At 54.7% G+C, this 16,167-nt stretch carries 14 protein-coding genes; 10 read left to right on the forward strand and 4 right to left on the reverse strand.

All coding sequences use genetic code 11. From position 1 onward, the window contains the following. Positions 1–232: 232 nt before the first annotated feature. The 3 genes from AC0QKW_RS02580 to AC0QKW_RS02590 are packed head-to-tail and all read right to left on the reverse strand — an operon-like array spanning position 233 to position 1,163. On the reverse strand, positions 233–556 hold the full coding sequence (locus AC0QKW_RS02580) for a hypothetical protein (RefSeq protein ID WP_473149493.1): 324 nt from the start codon (positions 554–556) through the stop codon (positions 233–235). Next, entirely contained in the window at positions 553–993 is a 441-nt protein-coding gene (locus AC0QKW_RS02585) for a hypothetical protein (RefSeq protein WP_473149494.1), read from the reverse strand. Before AC0QKW_RS02585 ends, AC0QKW_RS02580 begins: the two co-directional genes overlap by 4 nt. Beyond that, complete coding sequence (locus AC0QKW_RS02590) at positions 990–1,163, reverse strand: ribbon-helix-helix protein, CopG family (RefSeq protein ID WP_073611168.1); 174 nt, start codon at positions 1,161–1,163, stop codon at positions 990–992. The genes AC0QKW_RS02585 and AC0QKW_RS02590 overlap by 4 nt, the downstream gene beginning before the upstream one ends. 233 nt (positions 1,164–1,396) lie before the next feature. Between AC0QKW_RS02590 and AC0QKW_RS02595 the strand changes: the two genes are divergently transcribed. The 10 genes from AC0QKW_RS02595 to AC0QKW_RS02640 all read left to right on the forward strand — a co-directional run bounded on the left by AC0QKW_RS02595 (position 1,397) and on the right by AC0QKW_RS02640 (position 12,233). After that, complete coding sequence (locus AC0QKW_RS02595) at positions 1,397–1,978, forward strand: hypothetical protein (RefSeq protein WP_473149495.1); 582 nt, start codon at positions 1,397–1,399, stop codon at positions 1,976–1,978. A gap of 63 nt (positions 1,979–2,041) precedes the next feature. After that, positions 2,042–2,704 carry a hypothetical protein gene (locus tag AC0QKW_RS02600; protein WP_473149496.1) on the forward strand — a complete coding sequence of 221 codons (663 nt, stop codon included), beginning with the start codon at positions 2,042–2,044 and terminating at the stop codon, positions 2,702–2,704. Then, positions 2,688–3,956, forward strand: coding sequence for a hypothetical protein (locus tag AC0QKW_RS02605; RefSeq protein ID WP_473149497.1), 1,269 nt, complete (start codon positions 2,688–2,690; stop codon positions 3,954–3,956). Before AC0QKW_RS02600 ends, AC0QKW_RS02605 begins: the two co-directional genes overlap by 17 nt. Next, positions 3,956–4,504 (forward strand): hypothetical protein, encoded by a 549-nt coding sequence (locus AC0QKW_RS02610; RefSeq protein ID WP_323350650.1) that lies wholly within the window; start codon positions 3,956–3,958, stop codon positions 4,502–4,504. Before AC0QKW_RS02605 ends, AC0QKW_RS02610 begins: the two co-directional genes overlap by 1 nt. 2 nt (positions 4,505–4,506) lie before the next feature. Next, positions 4,507–4,929, forward strand: a complete 423-nt coding sequence (locus AC0QKW_RS02615) for a hypothetical protein (RefSeq protein WP_473149498.1) — start codon at positions 4,507–4,509, stop codon at positions 4,927–4,929. Next, positions 4,913–6,040, forward strand: a complete 1,128-nt coding sequence (locus AC0QKW_RS02620) for a peptidoglycan DD-metalloendopeptidase family protein (protein ID WP_473149499.1) — start codon at positions 4,913–4,915, stop codon at positions 6,038–6,040. Before AC0QKW_RS02615 ends, AC0QKW_RS02620 begins: the two co-directional genes overlap by 17 nt. A gap of 4 nt (positions 6,041–6,044) precedes the next feature. Next, positions 6,045–6,407, forward strand: coding sequence for a hypothetical protein (locus AC0QKW_RS02625; RefSeq protein ID WP_473149500.1), 363 nt, complete (start codon positions 6,045–6,047; stop codon positions 6,405–6,407). A gap of 596 nt (positions 6,408–7,003) precedes the next feature. Then, positions 7,004–7,201, forward strand: a complete 198-nt coding sequence (locus tag AC0QKW_RS02630) for a hypothetical protein (RefSeq protein WP_473149501.1) — start codon at positions 7,004–7,006, stop codon at positions 7,199–7,201. A 1,598-nt stretch (positions 7,202–8,799) separates the two neighbouring features. Continuing rightward, positions 8,800–9,246: a hypothetical protein gene (locus AC0QKW_RS02635; protein ID WP_473149502.1), complete on the forward strand. Its 447-nt coding sequence runs from the start codon at positions 8,800–8,802 to the stop codon at positions 9,244–9,246. Positions 9,247–9,248: 2 nt separating this feature from the next. Continuing rightward, positions 9,249–12,233 (forward strand): tetratricopeptide repeat protein, encoded by a 2,985-nt coding sequence (locus AC0QKW_RS02640; RefSeq protein ID WP_473149503.1) that lies wholly within the window; start codon positions 9,249–9,251, stop codon positions 12,231–12,233. A 370-nt stretch (positions 12,234–12,603) separates the two neighbouring features. Here the strand turns inward: AC0QKW_RS02640 and mobF are convergent, their stop codons facing one another. Then, positions 12,604–16,050, reverse strand: a complete 3,447-nt coding sequence (mobF, locus tag AC0QKW_RS02645) for a MobF family relaxase (RefSeq protein WP_473149504.1) — start codon at positions 16,048–16,050, stop codon at positions 12,604–12,606. Positions 16,051–16,167: the final 117 nt, after the last annotated feature.

Genomic DNA, 16,167 nt, shown 5'->3' on the forward strand with positions numbered 1-16,167 from the left:
GCTTTTTAAAGAGCCGGTGGCATTCGCTGCCGGTTCTTTTTGCGTATTAAGGGTCTGGTCAGGACGCTTAACACTGATTCACGCGATCGCTAGGTGGTCAGCCCAGCGGGGCGTCAATCATTGCCGGATCATAGTACAGGTGTCTGAACCGGGCAAGCCGACTCTAGATATTTGATTTCATCGGGGTTTTGGGGTTGGTATCGGCCTCCTTACGTGCAACAAAAGACTGTGGTTACCGCTCGATCAGCGGTAGTTGCCAGGGCTCTAGACCAGCGTCGTGGAGCTGCTGTTCTAGTTGGGCTACTTGTTTGTGCAGAGCATCGTGTTCTGCGTAGGCTTTGCCCTGATCAGAAGTTTGTGGCGTGTAACTACTGACCTGTGAGGCTTTGAAGGCATTCAAGCACAAAAAGTTTGATCCGTTCTGCTGAGCAGTCCCAACTGCCTCAGCCGGGATGGTAATGCTCATCCGGCAACTACCATCGGGCATCTGGAACCCAGCAATCGCCAACGGGCCGATCGCAACTGTAGCTCGCTTGGCTTTGTCTCCAGTGGTCATCCTGCTGCCACCCGCTGCCACAGCCGGGCAATTTCGGCCAGCAGGGTCTGAATGTTTTGTGTGAAGGCCCGGTGCTCTGTGGTGTTGGCCTCACGGGCTGCCCGCATCTCTGCCCGGTCTGCTCTGGCTTCCTCCAACAGAGTATTGAAGCGCTGGGTGTGCTCCTCATGCAGTTGGTCAAAGCGTACCCGGTCAATGCCCTGGTTGTGGGCGTTGTCCTCAATCCGCACAGCCAGATCGGCCCTGGTAGAGCTGGTGGCCTCTTCGGTGTCTACCTGCACCTCCTCAATACGGCTGCCCCATGCCTCAATAGCGCGGGCATTGCTGTCGGAGATCTGCCGCGTGCTCTCTACTAGCTGCCGTGTCTCTACTAGCTGCCGAGCATTTTCGGCCAGGATGGCTTCTATCTGGGCTAAGCGATCGCTGCTCTGGGTCATTTCAACTTTCCTTCTGCCTTGGCATTAGCCACAAGTTCTTTCAGCAAAATCTCTATGAAGTTGCTCACGCTACGACTTTCCAGCTCTGCAAGCTTCTCGACATCTGCTTTCAGTTCTTGGTCTACATAGACCCCTAGCTTGGCCTTATTAGTCGGCATTGTGGCAGTCATAGCGGTTTTAACCCCTCCATTTTGAACGGTTGCCTCAAATTTACCTCAAGTATCCTGTATAGGATAAAAGTATTCTACTCTAGAATACTTTATGCTACCATCTGAACCAAGCTCGAAACGGTTGAACCAAACTCGAAACGGCATAGGTACAGGGCTAGACCTGATTGGCTCACTGTTTGCTGTGCCATGCCGCGCCAAACCCGTACCCACAACGGACTAAAGGACTTTTAGCTATGGCCAAATCCGTAAGCCTTCATTCGTTCTGCAAAGAGCACGGCAACTTGCCCAAAACCAGCGTGCGCCGCTGGCTGAATGACAACGGCTACAACACCAGCAACGGACTTAGCTCCGCTGCTATAGAGGCTGCGATCGCGCAGTTCTGCCCCCCTCCTGCCCCTCCCGAACCCACTGTTGGGGGCCTAACAATCCATGCTGGCAACCACTGCACCAGCATCGACTTGCCCAATTACCAAGGCATGACCGTAGACCTAGCCCAGTTTCGGGACTCTGAAGCGCTGGTAATTGATGACCCCTTAGCTGTAGCCGAGCAGTTTTTGCAGACTGCCGATCTGATTCAAGGGGCACTTGCCAATGACATCGCCGCTCGTGAGCAACGCCTACAAGCCACCAAACAAGCCCAAAGCAAGATCGCCGCTAAGGCCCAGGAGTTAGCCCTAGAGCAGCGCCTCTACCGCTTGCAGACTAGCCAGATTGATGCTGCCCAGACAGACGAAACCAAATCCCTAGCCGATGCCCTTGGAACGCTGAAAGCTTTGGGAAAGCCCACCGAGTCCGATACCGCTGCTGCTGGTTAGGGGGTTTAGCCCTGATAACCGCCGTTTTCATCCTGTTAACGCCGTAACTCTGGTTATAACGCCATGGAAGCTAAATTCACTCCCCCTGCCGTCCCCCTCGAATACCGTCGCGAGGTCGTTAGCGGTGCATCACCCATTCAAAACATCTACCTAACTCCCGTTCCCTGGTGGCAAAACCGCCGTTACTGGGCTGCCGGTGGCATCGCGGTAGCGGCCCTCTCTGGCATTGCCTTCGCCTTTGCGCAGTCTGGCCGCACTGGCGACGAAGGCACCTACCAAAGTGAACTGCCCGCCCCTAACTACGAGAACGTGTTGGCGGCAGCTCAAGACCGGCTCTCGGGCAATTACGAAGACAGCCGTTTGGTGTTGGCCGATGTCGGTCGGTCGGTGCTCAACAATGAGGCCTACCGCTACCGCCAGCAGGCGGAACAGGACGTCCTGAAGCCCACTGACCCCTGCTACCAACAGCAGATCATTTGCCCGCTCAACCGTTACCAGCGCGATGCCCAGGTGATGTTGGATACGGCCAAGGGCGATCGCGATTGGCGACAGGCTAATGCGGCGCTCTTCCGAGTTGAGGCCGTAGAGGTGGCCCGCTCAATGACGGCGCTGCCCCAAGACCCACCGACCAATCTGGCGGTAGTCGCCATCGAGAACATGGTTCAGTACCACGACCGCCAACACTCTTTGTCTGAAGAGGTGCAGGCCCATGAAGTTAGAGACTAACCATCTGCTCTATGGCTCGATTGGGGCCGCTGCTCTGGGGCTGTTCTGTGGCCTGCAACGGCCTGCCAGCAATCTCACTCCTGCTGACCTGGAGGCTTTTGCCAATGGGGCTCAGATTCGCTACGAGAAAACCTATCCCTATCTGCCTGCGGCGATTACGTTTGGAGCCGTGGCCGTTGGTTGTGGGGTGGCTTGGGCGTTGGGGGGAGAGCAGCCTAAGGTGGCAATCGCAGGCCCCCCGATTCAACCCGAGCCGCAGGGCTGGAATGGGCAGGTGCCTTTCGCTGGGGCTACCGAGTCTTTCCGGGTGGGCAACCCCGCCGCCATTCTCGCCGCTCGTATGCGGCCTACCTTAATCTCGGCTAACCCTCGGGTTGGCAAAGGGTTAACGGTGGCCCATGCCTACCGGCAGGCCCAGGTGAAACAGGGCGCGGTGGTGTGGGTGATTCAGCCCAAGTACCACCCCAAGGAGCACAGCTATTGGGAGAAGGCTGACAACGTGCTGGGCTTCATGGCTGATTCTCTAGAGTCCAAAGAGGATATCGACGACATCTGCGAGCAGATGCAGAAGTTCATCTTTGCCTGGCGGCAGCTGCCTCAGCGGCCCAAGGTGCTGATCATCGACGAGCTGGCGATGATGAAGACGGCTTTCAAGGCCTGGTACGACGGGTTCCTCAAGTCGCAGCTGACGATGGAGCTGTCGTCGGGGGAGACGGATGACCGGGCGCTGTGGGCCATTACTCAGTCGTCGCTGGTGGGCGATATCGGGGTCAGCGGTGGCATGAGAGCCACGTTTGACCTGCTCACGATTCAGACCCCCAGCAGCCAGAGCCATCTGGAGAGCCTGCGGAAGTCGGACACCAGCATTCCGCCAATTGAGGATGAGGTGATTTTTGAGCGATCGTTCTCACCCAAGCAGGCGGTCTTTTACCACTCAGAAGTCAAAGAATGGCTGCCGATGGTGGCCTATGAAGTGCCGAAACCGAGTTACGCCCCTGCAACGGCAGGTGCAACGGACGGAAACGAAGACGGGGTAAGGCTTTCACCTCTGGGTGAAACGAAAGTTTCCAAGTTTCCAGACCCCTCTTTAGCCCCGGATCTGCCCCTGATCATCGCGGTAACCAACGCTTTGGCCCAGGGGATACCCCGCTCCCAAGTCATCAAAGAAGTGTTGGGTTGCACGGGCAAGAAGTACCAGGAGGGCTCCGATTTGTTCGACCGCATCAAATCCATCATTGAGGAAAATTCCTAATGGCTAGCTCTAAGAACAATCAACTTGCCAACGGCAACAACGGCCCTGAGATCATCGACGGGCAAATCATCGACATTACGCCTCAGCTCAGCTCACCAGGGCGGGGCAGCGGTGTCCAGCTCGCACCACGCAATGCCATGCGCTCTAACGTGCAGGATGGTGGCTGGTTCGATGCCACCAGCGGCAAGCGCAAGCCGATCTTTGTTATCACGCCCACTACCGATCCCTGGAGCATTTTCCCGGTGATTCGCAGCGGCCTCAGCTGCTTGCGGAACCACCCGCTACAGACGATGGGTGGAGCTTTCATTTCGGTGTGGGGCGGGCTGTTTGTGCTCTCGGCAGGGCTAAATGTCCTCCAGGGTTCGGCGGTCAAGGCCGGGGGCGATATCTGGAATCCGGTCGTGGCGGGCACCAACTTCGGGGCCATGTTGGTGGTGCCGACGCAGAGCCTTGCGGGCAGCGCCCATAAGGTGTTGACCGGGGAGGAACGGGTGGGACAGCCCATCGAAACCCGTCCCTACACTCGCGCTGTGAAGGTCGGGGAGTAGCGATGCTGTTCTGGCGAATCAGAACTCGGTACCTGCTGGCCCTGGCGGCGTTGTTCGTCGGGGCCGCGTTTTTAGACCTGAAGCAGCCGGGCCGGGGGCAGTTCTACAACCCAATCTATGGGGTGAAGTCGTGGGTCAACACCCACCAGCCTGCGGCGTGGCAACTAGTGTCCAGGGTGCAGGGTAACGATGCTCGCCTGCAAGCCTGCGTGGCGGTGGCCCCTGACCCGATTGCCCTCGATGCCACGAAAGCTGAGCTGCGCAAAGCACTGGTGGGGGAGTCAGAGGCGATCGCCCTGGAGTGGTTGGGGCAGCCCGCCTGTGCTTTGGGTAACGGGGTCTACCGCTGGGCTTTGAACAACGGCTTGGCCCTCGATGTGACGGTGACGGAGGGGGAGGTGACCCACAGTGAGCTCAACCGTTAGAAACTACAAGCCCCACTGGTCGGAGTTGCCCCCGACTTGGCGCTACGTGATTGGCACGGCGATTCAGGCGGGGGAGCTGGTGCTCAAGCTGGGCTGCGTGGGGGCGATCGCTGCCTCGACTTGGGTGATGGTCGATCAGGAGACGAACGAATCTTGGGGCGATCGCTTCAGGAAAGTCAGTGCCGTGACTGAGGCGGTGGCTGGGTTCTACGATGATGACTTCAAAGCCCTCATCAGCAAAGGCGATGTGATTGCGGGCTACACGGTCAACTCGGGCTTTGGCCTGCGGATGCACCCGATCCACAATGAGATGCGGATGCACTCGGGTATTGATGTGCCGACGCCGGAGGGGGTGCATGTTCATGCGATCGGCTACGCCGGAGATACAGTGTCGGTGCGCTGCTGGAGCGACCCCAAGGGCTATGGCACGGTGGCGGATATGACCAGTTCGGCGTTCCCTGAGATCACCTTGAGGGCGGCGCATCTGTCCCACTGCAAGGGGGGTGAGCATCGGGCCGGGGCGGTGGTGGCGAAGACCGGTAACACGGGCAGCAGCACCGGCGCTCACCTGCACTGGGAGCAGATACAAGGGGGCGTGGCTCAGGCTCCGCAGAAGGGCTATTTAGTCTGGGCGCTCAATGGTCGCAAGCCGAATGAGCGGCTGGGGGATACGATTGCCCTTTACCAGGCGATTGTTGTTAAAGAGTCGGGCGGTGACCCTACTGCCGTCAACCCTGACACAGGGGCGCTGGGCCTGGGGCAGGTGATGCCGCAGAATCTCAATTGCTCCTGGGATGGCCAGCCGAAGAGCAACTGCGGCTGGGATTACGATGTGCTGGGCCGCGATGTGTCGCCCCAGGAGTTTTTGCAGAATCCTGAGATTCAGCAGCAGATCGTGGGGGTCAAGCTGGAGAGTGCTCTACAGAGACAGATTCAGGCGGGCCACGATATGAATACGGCGGTGAAGCGGGTGGCGGCGGAGTGGTATTCGGGTAATCCTGAGCTGGCCCACGATACGCGACCCCAGGCGGGCTATGAGTCTATCAAGAGCTATGCCGACAGTGCGGCGGAGAAGTTTAATCGACTCAGGCAAAAGAATCTAGAGAAGTAGGGCCATGACCGACCCCACCCTCAGCGAAATACTCGCTCGACTGACAATTATTGAAGCCCAGCAGGGTGAAATTCTCCAGCTATTGCGGCACGGTGTGACACCACCAGAATGGGTCAGCGCTAAGGCGTTGGCTGTGGCGTTGGGGCTACGTGCCCGAAGCCCTGAGTATTGGCGCAACGAATTGGGCGTGATTCCTGTCGATGGTCGAGCCTGTCGCAAGATGGGCAAGCGCTACGAATATCGCGTGGAAGAGTGCCGCCGGTTGATTGAGGAGTACAAGCTGCTTCCTCCAGAGACGCAGCGGCAATTACGGCAAGTTTGGCAGGACTCTAAGTCGCCGAGGTGCCCCCCAGAATGTAGCAATTGAGTCTGCTGTAGTGCGATCGCCCCATCTTGAGAACCCCCTATAAGAACGCTTTTTTGAGCATTGCCCAAAAGTCCCAGGGCAAAGCGTCGTGAGTTGAGATAAGAGGCTTGTGGTTCCACTTATCTTTGCAGCTAGGGTTGACGCATAGTGCTCTAGCTGTCAACTGCTATAATATTTTTGATTGCTGTCGAACGTCGTTGAACATTCAACTGAATTGTTGGATATTAAATGCGGATTCGACACAACAGACCGCCACCCTAGGGCAGCGGTTTGTTGGATTAGACCCTGATCATCGTTTTCCTAGCCAGTCAAGGAACTGGAGGACGAGAATCAGAAAGCCAAGCCAGTCATGGTGTCCCATGATGTTTTCTCTCCGTAGTTAGGGGTAGTGAAACTCAAGAGTCGCCAAACAGCCACATCGACCAGGAAGCCGTCTTCTCCCCCTCTCCCGGCAAGTTGAGTAGGAAGGCGGCTCTCTTGTTTCCATAACTACCTTAGCAATTAAAGCCAGTTACATTTTCAGAGTAGCTATTTAGGGGTAATGCAAGTATTCAACTTGCAGAATTAATCTATTAGGTAGAGCACTGAGAGGGTTTATGCCACAGTCGTTTAGAGAGGGCGATTTGGTTTCTCTTAAGATCGCTGATCGCTGGGCCACAACATCAGTCGTCAGCTACCGCGAGCTTTATTTAGAACTCAACTTAATTCCAAATCAGCCACCATCGCCAGAGACAACGGTACAGCTTGATTTGGTTGAGCCAGAAGACTTAGCCCTTATCGCCCCGCCATTCTGATCAACCAGAGCACCCCCATCGCAACCCGCTTATGGTGCCTCGGAATTAGGCCCTTCATACTGAATTTCTTGACTTTCGTTTTTGATGGTGAACGAGCTCTCAGATTCAGTCAATACTGCCCAGGTCAGCAGCAACTGCGGGGTAAGGTGAGTCACGACAAATAACAGGGCGGGCGATAGGAGAGCGATGCAGGTAACGAATGAGGGCTTTTGTTTAGGCATTTTGCGGCCTCGGTGTAGGTCGCGGGGAGCGTTCCTACCGCATCTGGTGTTGCCAGAAAAGTAGGGTGCCTATCTGCCCAACGCTGCTTAATCGACCTGGCTATGAGGCCTTGATCGCCTTTTGATAGCCCTCCGAAGCAAAACCCCCACCAGTGCAGCGCTACCGGTGGGGGTTTCAATATCAGATTTGTGCAGTGCTCTCGCTGCTGGCTCCATGTTCCCCAACCTATCTGGATGGTCCATCAACCGCAGAGTTGCTCAATCAGCAGGTTATTCTCCAGAGTCCATAGCATCACCCACGCGACCAAGCGATGGTGCCCAAACAAAACCCCACGGCCAGCGGTACCGGTGGGGGTTAGTTCTCAGGAAGCATTGACGATTCAGGACTCCTGCCCGCTGTCTACCTAAGGTGCCCTCGTCGGTGGGGGCGGTAGCAAAGGTAAGCTGTTGGGCGTAAATGGAATTTCACATCTGCCCCTGGCGATCGCTGGGGGTCTTTTGTTGGTTATTGCTGCCTCTGCCCCACCCCTCACAACCCATCAAAGAGGCTTTGGGCGGTGGGGCAGAGGCAGAGGGCCTATTGCGATCACCCTGCCCCCAAAAATCGCTAAACCGCTTGGTAGGTGGAGTTTAGGGGCATTTCACCCCGCCAGGGATGGCGTAGTGTCTGAACGGTTCGGATGCGTAGCCCTCCCAGGGCGTAGCTACCCTCGCGGCTAGGGCTACTGCGCCATTTGACGCTCGGTGTTGCCCCATGACGTCCAACGACGTCCAAGGAGGCAGAGGCAGAGAGCCCTGACGGGAAAAAGCGGTAACTGGCGGTTAAGTGGCGGTAAGTGGCGTCACACCGACCCAAAACAAAGCCCCTACAGGCCCTGCGTCCTGTAGGGGCTATACCAAGTTGTGTCTCTACCGCCGTCGGTAGCGCTCTCGTCCACTAGGATGCCGCGATCTCAGGATGCGATCACCTTAGGCCAGTATCACTGGACTCCCACAACAGCCCTTTCGTAAAAAGTTCCAAAATTTGTCCAACGCAGCGTTGGACAGTTACGACTGAGCCACGTCAGGGCCTCCTATGGATATAGGGGTGGGGTAAGCCAGACCGGCTAGTTGCGAGGTCGACAGCTATGCGATAAGGTCAATGGCTCAACACCTTCATTCCATCATTATTCTTTTGACCACTTAGGCGGAATCATAAATCCATTGGATCAGAAAGTTAGTCATGTTCTGACTGGTTTTAGTCCAACCTGCCAGTCAATAAGGACGTGACCAAAAGCCAGCTGCATTCGGAATAGCACTACAGCATAAGCTAGGCATCGACAGGCCAATCTTGTTTTGCCATGATTAGGATGCGTTCTCCATAAGCAGGATAGTTCTATGACTGACCCCGTGACTCTCACGACAGCGACGCTCGTCGCTCTGGCGGCCAGTAAGTTTGTTGAGTCTGCAGCGTCGAAGGCTGGAGAAGTAGCAACACCACTGGTTCTTCAGAAGGCTAGCGGTCAAATTGACCAACTCTGGCAGCGCATCAAACAACATTTTGCAGGTAATAAACGTGCTGAGACGGCTATCTCTGAAGTCGAGACGCAACAGTCCGAAGCCGCTCTGATTAAGTTGGAAGTTTATATGGATGATGACCTGAGCGAGCCTCAAAACCAGCCACTGAAGCAAGATTTACAGCAAATCGCCCAGAAAATTATCAATATTGGTGAACAAAAACAGACACAAAAATCAGTCACAATTACTGTCAACGCACAAGATGAAGCGCGAGTTAACGCAGTGGGAGAAGTAAACGCGACCACGGTCAACTTTGGTGATACGTAGTCATGAGCCAGACAGAACAGGGGCCACGATTTAACATTCGGGCTGAAGGAGAAGCCCGAATCACTGCTGTAGGGCAAGTTAATGCCAACGAAGTCAACTTTGGAGATGTCCACAAGATCCAAGTTCAGGCGTTGATGGATCGCATCGATCCTGTTCCCTTAGTGGCGCAACTCAGAAAACTTCTGGATGACCAGACGTGGATTGACCAGTCTCAGATTCAGGCTCAACTGCGTGAAGCAATTAATCAGCAGCATCTGCCGATCCTAGAAATTTTGGCTGGTGGCGGTTTTGGGAAATCTCTGCTGGCAACCTGGGTTTATTTTCAAACAACACCAGACTGTGGTCAATCGCGCTGGGCCTTTGACAAGGTATTTTGGGTCAATGTTGCACGGCAGCCATCATTTAATGACTTTAGTCGTTGGATTTATCAAGCCATTCATCCACCCATTCCTGAAGAAAAAACTTCGGATGAAACCTTGTGCCGATACCTGATTGCCCAACTGATCGAGCAGCGATGTTTAGTAATCGTCGATCAACTTGAAGCTGTTAGAAACACAGACCACTGGCCCTCCTTCCAGCGCTTTTTAGCGCAATGGCAGGATCAAGGTCACAACAGCACCTTGCTGATAACTAGTCGTGAACCAGTTTTATCCGAAGCATCCTACCAGGTGATGATAACCGGCTTTACTCCTGAGGAGGGGGCGATATACCTCCAGCAGCAACAGATTCATGCAACTTGGGAAACCGGATTGGCCGAACTCTCCAAATTAGGTCAAGGACACCCGTTGCTTTTGAAGCTAGCGGCGAGTTGGTTGCAGGAGACAGCTAACTCTCGTTTAGAGCCTAGTAGCTTCAATTTCTTTAAACAGTTGTTTCAGCAAAGCCTTAATGACGCACTGACGCCTCAATCGACAATGGCCTCCGAAAGTCGTGTCGAGCAAATTGTCGAGATTTTACTCTCAAAACTGGCTGTCTACCGACGGGATCTGCTGCTGTTAGTATCCGTCTATCGCAAAGCCTTTAAGCTAGAGCAAGCACAAGCTATGGAAGCCCAAATCCAGGTTGCGGATTTGCAGATCCTAGAGTCACAGGGTTTTTTAACTGCACAGGAAGAACGTTGGTCATTACATCCTCTGGTGAAAAAATTAGTTCAGACAATTTCCAGTAAAAACAATAAAGTAAGAATTGGCAACCAACGTGCTGTCATCTATTTTTCAGCTTATTTAAAGGAAAACACCGCAGCTTTGACAAATATCTTAGAGTGTTTTCATCATTTCTGTGAGTTAGGAGAGGCGAGCAATGCTTTTAATTTAGTCGAACGTTTTTATAATTCTCTAGATCAACAGGGAAATTATCGTTTATTAAGTGAGCTATACGAACGGTTAGTTAATATTTGGCACTCAAATCCACCCGACACATTTGAGGAAAAACAGCGATTTTCCGAAGCATCAACACGTCTTGGGAGCTGCCTTAGCTCTTTGGGTGAATATCAACGTGCCATTCATTTTCACCATCAGTCTCTAGAAATAATTAGTTCTTTTGAATTTCCCAAAGGAAAAGCAGCTGCTCTCAACAATCTAAGTAATGTATATTTATATCAAGGGAACTTTGAGATTGCCGCTAAGCTCAACCAAGAAGCACTAGGAATAGCACAAGAAATCGGAGAGAGAAGCCACGAAGGTCTGATCCTTGGCAATTTAGGCTTGAACTATAAGTGTCTCGGTGACAAGCAGCGCGCCATTACCTATTACCAACAATCTATAGCTATCGCATACGAGGTCAAGAACCAGATATCGGCAATCAACGGCTTATTGAATTTGGGCAGTACTTATATAGAGCTAGAAGAGTTTCAAAAATCTCTCAATGTCTACCAAGAATCGTTAGAGCTTGCACATCAAGCTGGCTATCGAGAAGGAGAGGCATCAGCTTTAGGAGGGTTGGGCTATACATATAACCATTTAAGAGAGTATCAGCGCGCTATTAGCTATCACAAGCAAGCGCTAGAAATATATAAGTTAATAGAAACTCCTCGAGGCCAACTATCTGCTCTAGCAAACTTAGGTAATGCATACGAATTTTTAGGAGAATATCAACAAGCTATCGAATATCGTGAAGAATCTCTAGGAATAGCACGTCATCTGAAAGACCTATGTCGTGAAGCTATCATTTTAGGAGCATTAGGCGGCACTCACAAAATACTAGGACAGTACCAATCCGCTATTGAGTATAATAAGCAAGCTCTGGAGATAGCTCGTTTGATTGATAACAGAGCCTTAGAAGCCCCAATCTTGGGAAACTTAGGCACTGTATATGATGCGATTGAAAAATATCAGAATGCTATCGAATGCCATGAAGAGTCCTTAAATATTGCTCGTCAAATTGGCCAGCGCTCGACAGAAACAAGCGCCCTAGGAAATCTAGGATCAGTCCATTTGTCTTTGGGCAATTATCAACTTGCAATTGAATATTACGAGACTTCTCTAAAAATAGCTCAAAAAATTGGAGATCGTCACTATGAAGCAACTCTTAAAGGAGGACTGGGTAGTGCTCATAAGCATCTAGAAAATTATCAACGTGCTGTTGAGTATTACGATCAGCAATATCAAATTGAACGCGAGCTAAGTCACCGACGAGGAATGGCAAATGCTCTGTTTAATCGATCAAACGCCTTAGTTAGACTTAACGATCAATGGAGAGCTAAAAATGGCTACGAAGAAGCTCTAGCTATCTTTAATGAGCTTCAACTTTCTCACATGACTGAGAAATGTAAACGGGCTCTTAGAGAGCGTAACCAGTCTATCACTTATGAGACTCGACTGGCCCCTCCAATAGGAGTCTCAGCTTCTACGAAGCCACAGGATGACTGGTGGCTGAAGTCATTGCCAACAGCTAAAACACCATCTGAACAAAAAGGTGGTAGCAACATGTGGATCTTTTATATAGCATTGGCTGCCATCGTTTTCATTTTGATAATGGTATTGCGATAGCGAATCATGCTGCAATTTCCACCATTGCTAAATTAAAAGATGAACGGAATTACGAAACCCTAAAGGCGCTAAGCTTTCAAAAACAGATTCATCTTAAGAATCAGAAATATTCAATTTCCTCTTCCGAACTTACCAACACCTGTGTTGGTAAGTTTTTCGCGAGATGTTAATAGTTTGCCTTACCTTATGAGGCTCACCAATATACTGTGCCGTCACTGACCCGCTACTATGCGCCAAGAACCAGGCTATTTTCGCCAGGCTATACCCCTACCGGTACAGATTCGTCGCAAATGACCGCTGGAAACTGTGCCCCGTTACATTCTCCAGATCCACAAACTTGTAGGTCTCCCGCAGCGTAAGCGGCGAGGCTTTAGCATTCCATCTCAACCTGGCGAGAGCGCTGGGGAGCATGCATAGCCCGGTTCAACAGCCGATGAGCCTTTTGAATCTGGCCAACATCCTCTAGCGTGATGCCCTGGGCTATCTTCGGTTGCCAGGCTCCCTGGGGCCGCTGAAGTCGGAGCAGCTCGCCGCGACCATCCTGGGCGACCAGGGAGATCGTATCGGTCGATTGGCAAAACGACAGCGTGTAGTGTCGGCCCTTGAGCACCCAGGTGTCAGGCCCGGTTTGCTCCATCTGGCCTGCCTGCTTGGCTAGCGTCAGGATACCTCTCACCTCCGGCACCAGACGTTCAGCCCACATCATCTGCTCGGCGCTGATCCGCTGCCGCTGCTCCCGCTGCTGGCGTCGTCGTTCAAGGCTGCGAGCGAGGTCATGAGCAAGGCGAGAGATCGCTCCTGCCCATCGAGATTGCTGCTCACCCGCTGATTTAACTCGCTCAACTGTGTCACCAAGGCCGATAAGAGTGCCTGCAATTGCCTGGAGCTGTCGCTGCTGCTGCCAGTCTCTAGCCCCTTCAGCAATGCGTTCAAGCTCTGCTGGAGTTGGCTGTGTTCGATGGTCATCTGCCTTAGCACCTGCTCCGATTGGGCCTGGTGGCGCACCAAGTCCTCGATCTGAGATCGCAGCTGGGCGTTGTCCTGCTGGAGCCCCGCGATCTGCTGCTGGAGCGGTAGCAAGGCCTGCTGCAACGCGCTCACCAGCGCCTCGGCCAAGATCCCTGGCGGCATCTCGATCGCCCACTGCTGAGGGGGTGGCGGCGGGGGTACTTTCCGAGGTCTGGGCATGGGTGTTCACCAAATTAAAGAGCGGAACATAGGCGCTGACGTTTTCCTTGGCTGAGGATCGCTGCGCCTGGCGCAACAGTTCATCCGAGTCGGCAGTGTAGAGCGAGAGCTGGTATTTGGCTCGCGAGACGGCCACATAAAATGACTCTTGGCTGGTGGTGGCATCCATCAGCGCCATCACTCGGTCGGCAGTTTTGCCCTGGGCGCTATAGGTGGTGCTGACCAAGCCGTAATCGACATACTGCAAGCCGGTTAGATCCACGGCGTCACAGCGACCATCGGGGTAGCGGATCTCGGCCTGGCCCTGGGCATCGATCGCCGTCAGGGTAAAGGCCTGCCCGTTGCGGAGGTTTTGTGCCCGATCATTGCGCGTCCAGCGCAGGCGATCGCCCACGGCAACGGGGATCGCCTGGCGGGTGTAGACAGTCTTATTGGGGCAGGCCGTTGGGTCAACCTCCAGCATTTGACCGGCTCCATCGGCCAGGGTCAGCCGGTTGCAGCGGGCATCGACCTGGATCACCTGGTAGGGCTGGTGCTTCACCAGTCCCTGGCGTTTGTAGGGCTGGTTGACGATGACAATGTCGCCGCTGGCGTAGTGGGTGGCATAGCCTGCCTGGGCCTGGGTTAGGTCTTTGCGGCGCAAGGAGGTCAGGGTAAAGCCATCAGAGCCTAACTGATCCTGAGCCTGAAGCCCTGTGCGAATCAGGGCGGTGAGGGCCAGGCGCTCTTGGTTGGTGCCAGCGAGCAGCAGGGTTTTGTCGCGCTCTGTCTCGTCAAGGGCCAGGTAGTCGGTGGCCACCTGCTGAAGGCGTACTGGCGGGGATGGAATCGTTTGAATCGTGCCCGCTCCCACCAGGGTTTGAAAGGCGGCTTCTGTCTGGTCGGTGGCCAGCAGGTTAACCGCCTGTTTCAGGGCCGCTGTCTTCTGCCGTCGAGACTCATCGAGAAAGGCGGTTTGAATGCCTCCGGCCTGCAAGCTCTTGAACGGGTTGCCTGCCTCTACCGCCGAGAGCTGGCGGGTGTCGCCCACCAGAATGACGCGAGCCTGTTGCTGCACAGCCAGACTCAGGAGTCCATGGGCATCCTTGGCGGAGAGCAGCCCGGCCTCGTCAATCACCCAGATTTCTCGCTGTTCAGGTGCTGGATCGGGAGCGTGCAGCAGGCTGGCCACGGTATCGGTCGGTAGCCCAGCTTCTTTGCCCAGCACGTTGGCCGCTTCGGCGCTGGGGGCAAACCCTCGCACTGAAAAGCCCTGGGCTTCTGCGCTCTGCTTGAAGGCCTGCAACACAAAGGTCTTGCCGCTACCCGGCAGGCCCTGCCAGGCCAACATCTGATCGCTACTGGTCAGGGCCAGGGTGAGCGCTCGCTGCTGCCCGGCGCTCAGGGTCGGCCACTGCGGCAGCTGGTCTTGGAGTTCGGCCTCGCTCAGAATTGGAGCCCACTGATGCTGCCCCTGGTGCATGAGTTGAATGGTGTCTCGCTCCCGGTGCAGGGCGGCGGTGGTGGTGTACTTATCCTTGACGGCCTCGACGGACAGCAGCTCGCCCTGGGCCGCGATCGCCTGGTGCAAGACCGCAAAGGGCATTTCACCCAGGGCATGTTCTAGGACAAAGCGTTCTACTTTCCCTCGACGGAATACTGACTCTCGCTCTGAGGCGTGGGCGGTGCCCGCGCGGGCCATCTGGTCTGCCTGGTGGTGGGCGGCAGTAGATAAATCTCGCTCCTGGTGGGGCACGTCGGGCAGGGTGAGATTCTGGTCACTAATCTGCTGCTGCCAGGCTGCTAGCAGCACCTCGCGGGGCACGGCCTGTTTGCGTTTTCGAGTGCGCAGGGTCGCCTGCTTTTTCTGGCTGACATGGAGCGGGGTGCCCTGCGTTTCGTCCAGGCTCTGCTGCCACTGCTGGAGGTAGGTTTCGATCTGACGGGTGCGGGTTGAGAAGGTGCTCAGCAGGGGCTGGCTGTAGTTGCTTAATTCAAATTGCCCTTTGCCCTGGGGGTCGATGTCATAGCCCATCTGCCGCAATTGGTAGGCCAGCTCGTTTTGATAGATCTCTCCCAGCAGGATCTGGTTGGCCACAATCTCTTCGTTGCTGAGGCTGCGCCAGGCTCCATCGAGTAGCTGGGTAGTGTTCATCACGACGCAATGACTGTGCAGCTGCGGGTCGAGTTCACGGCTGCTGTCGTGCTGAAACACCGCCGCGACGATGTTGCCAGTCACCACGCGCTGCCGTCCTTCAGGGGTGCTGACGCGAGCCTGGGCAAAGCGCTCCTCCAAGACCTCTAGGGCAGTATCGACGGCCTGGTTGTGGGCGGCGATCACTCGCTCGTCGCCTTGCACCAACCCGGCAATAGAGACGCTCTTGGGGGCTGAAAAGGTGTAGTCGGTGGCGGCCCGGTGACGGGTAGGATCGATGGCACGGGCGTGGAGGCATTCACCGTTTGGGGCGATGCCGTGAAGCAGGGCCTTGAAGTCTTCGGGCTTGACCTCGCCCTGGAGCCCGAGGGTGCTTGCGCCCTGGCCATACCACCGAGCAGCTGAGCGGGCTGCGTCGGTGCCTGCGATGTAGTAGTCGTCTTTTTCGTAGTAAGTTTCGGCCTGGGCAGCGGAGACCGAGCACATCGATAGCATGGGGCTGAAAGTCCCTCAACCATTGAGTGGATGGGGTTCAGGAGGGTTTGGTGGCATCGTGTCAGACCGTTGGAGAGCGTCCTCCTCCTGGGTGTACCCATCACCGTAAGAAAGGAA

The organism is Pseudanabaena sp. PCC 9330 (genome assembly GCF_055795045.1).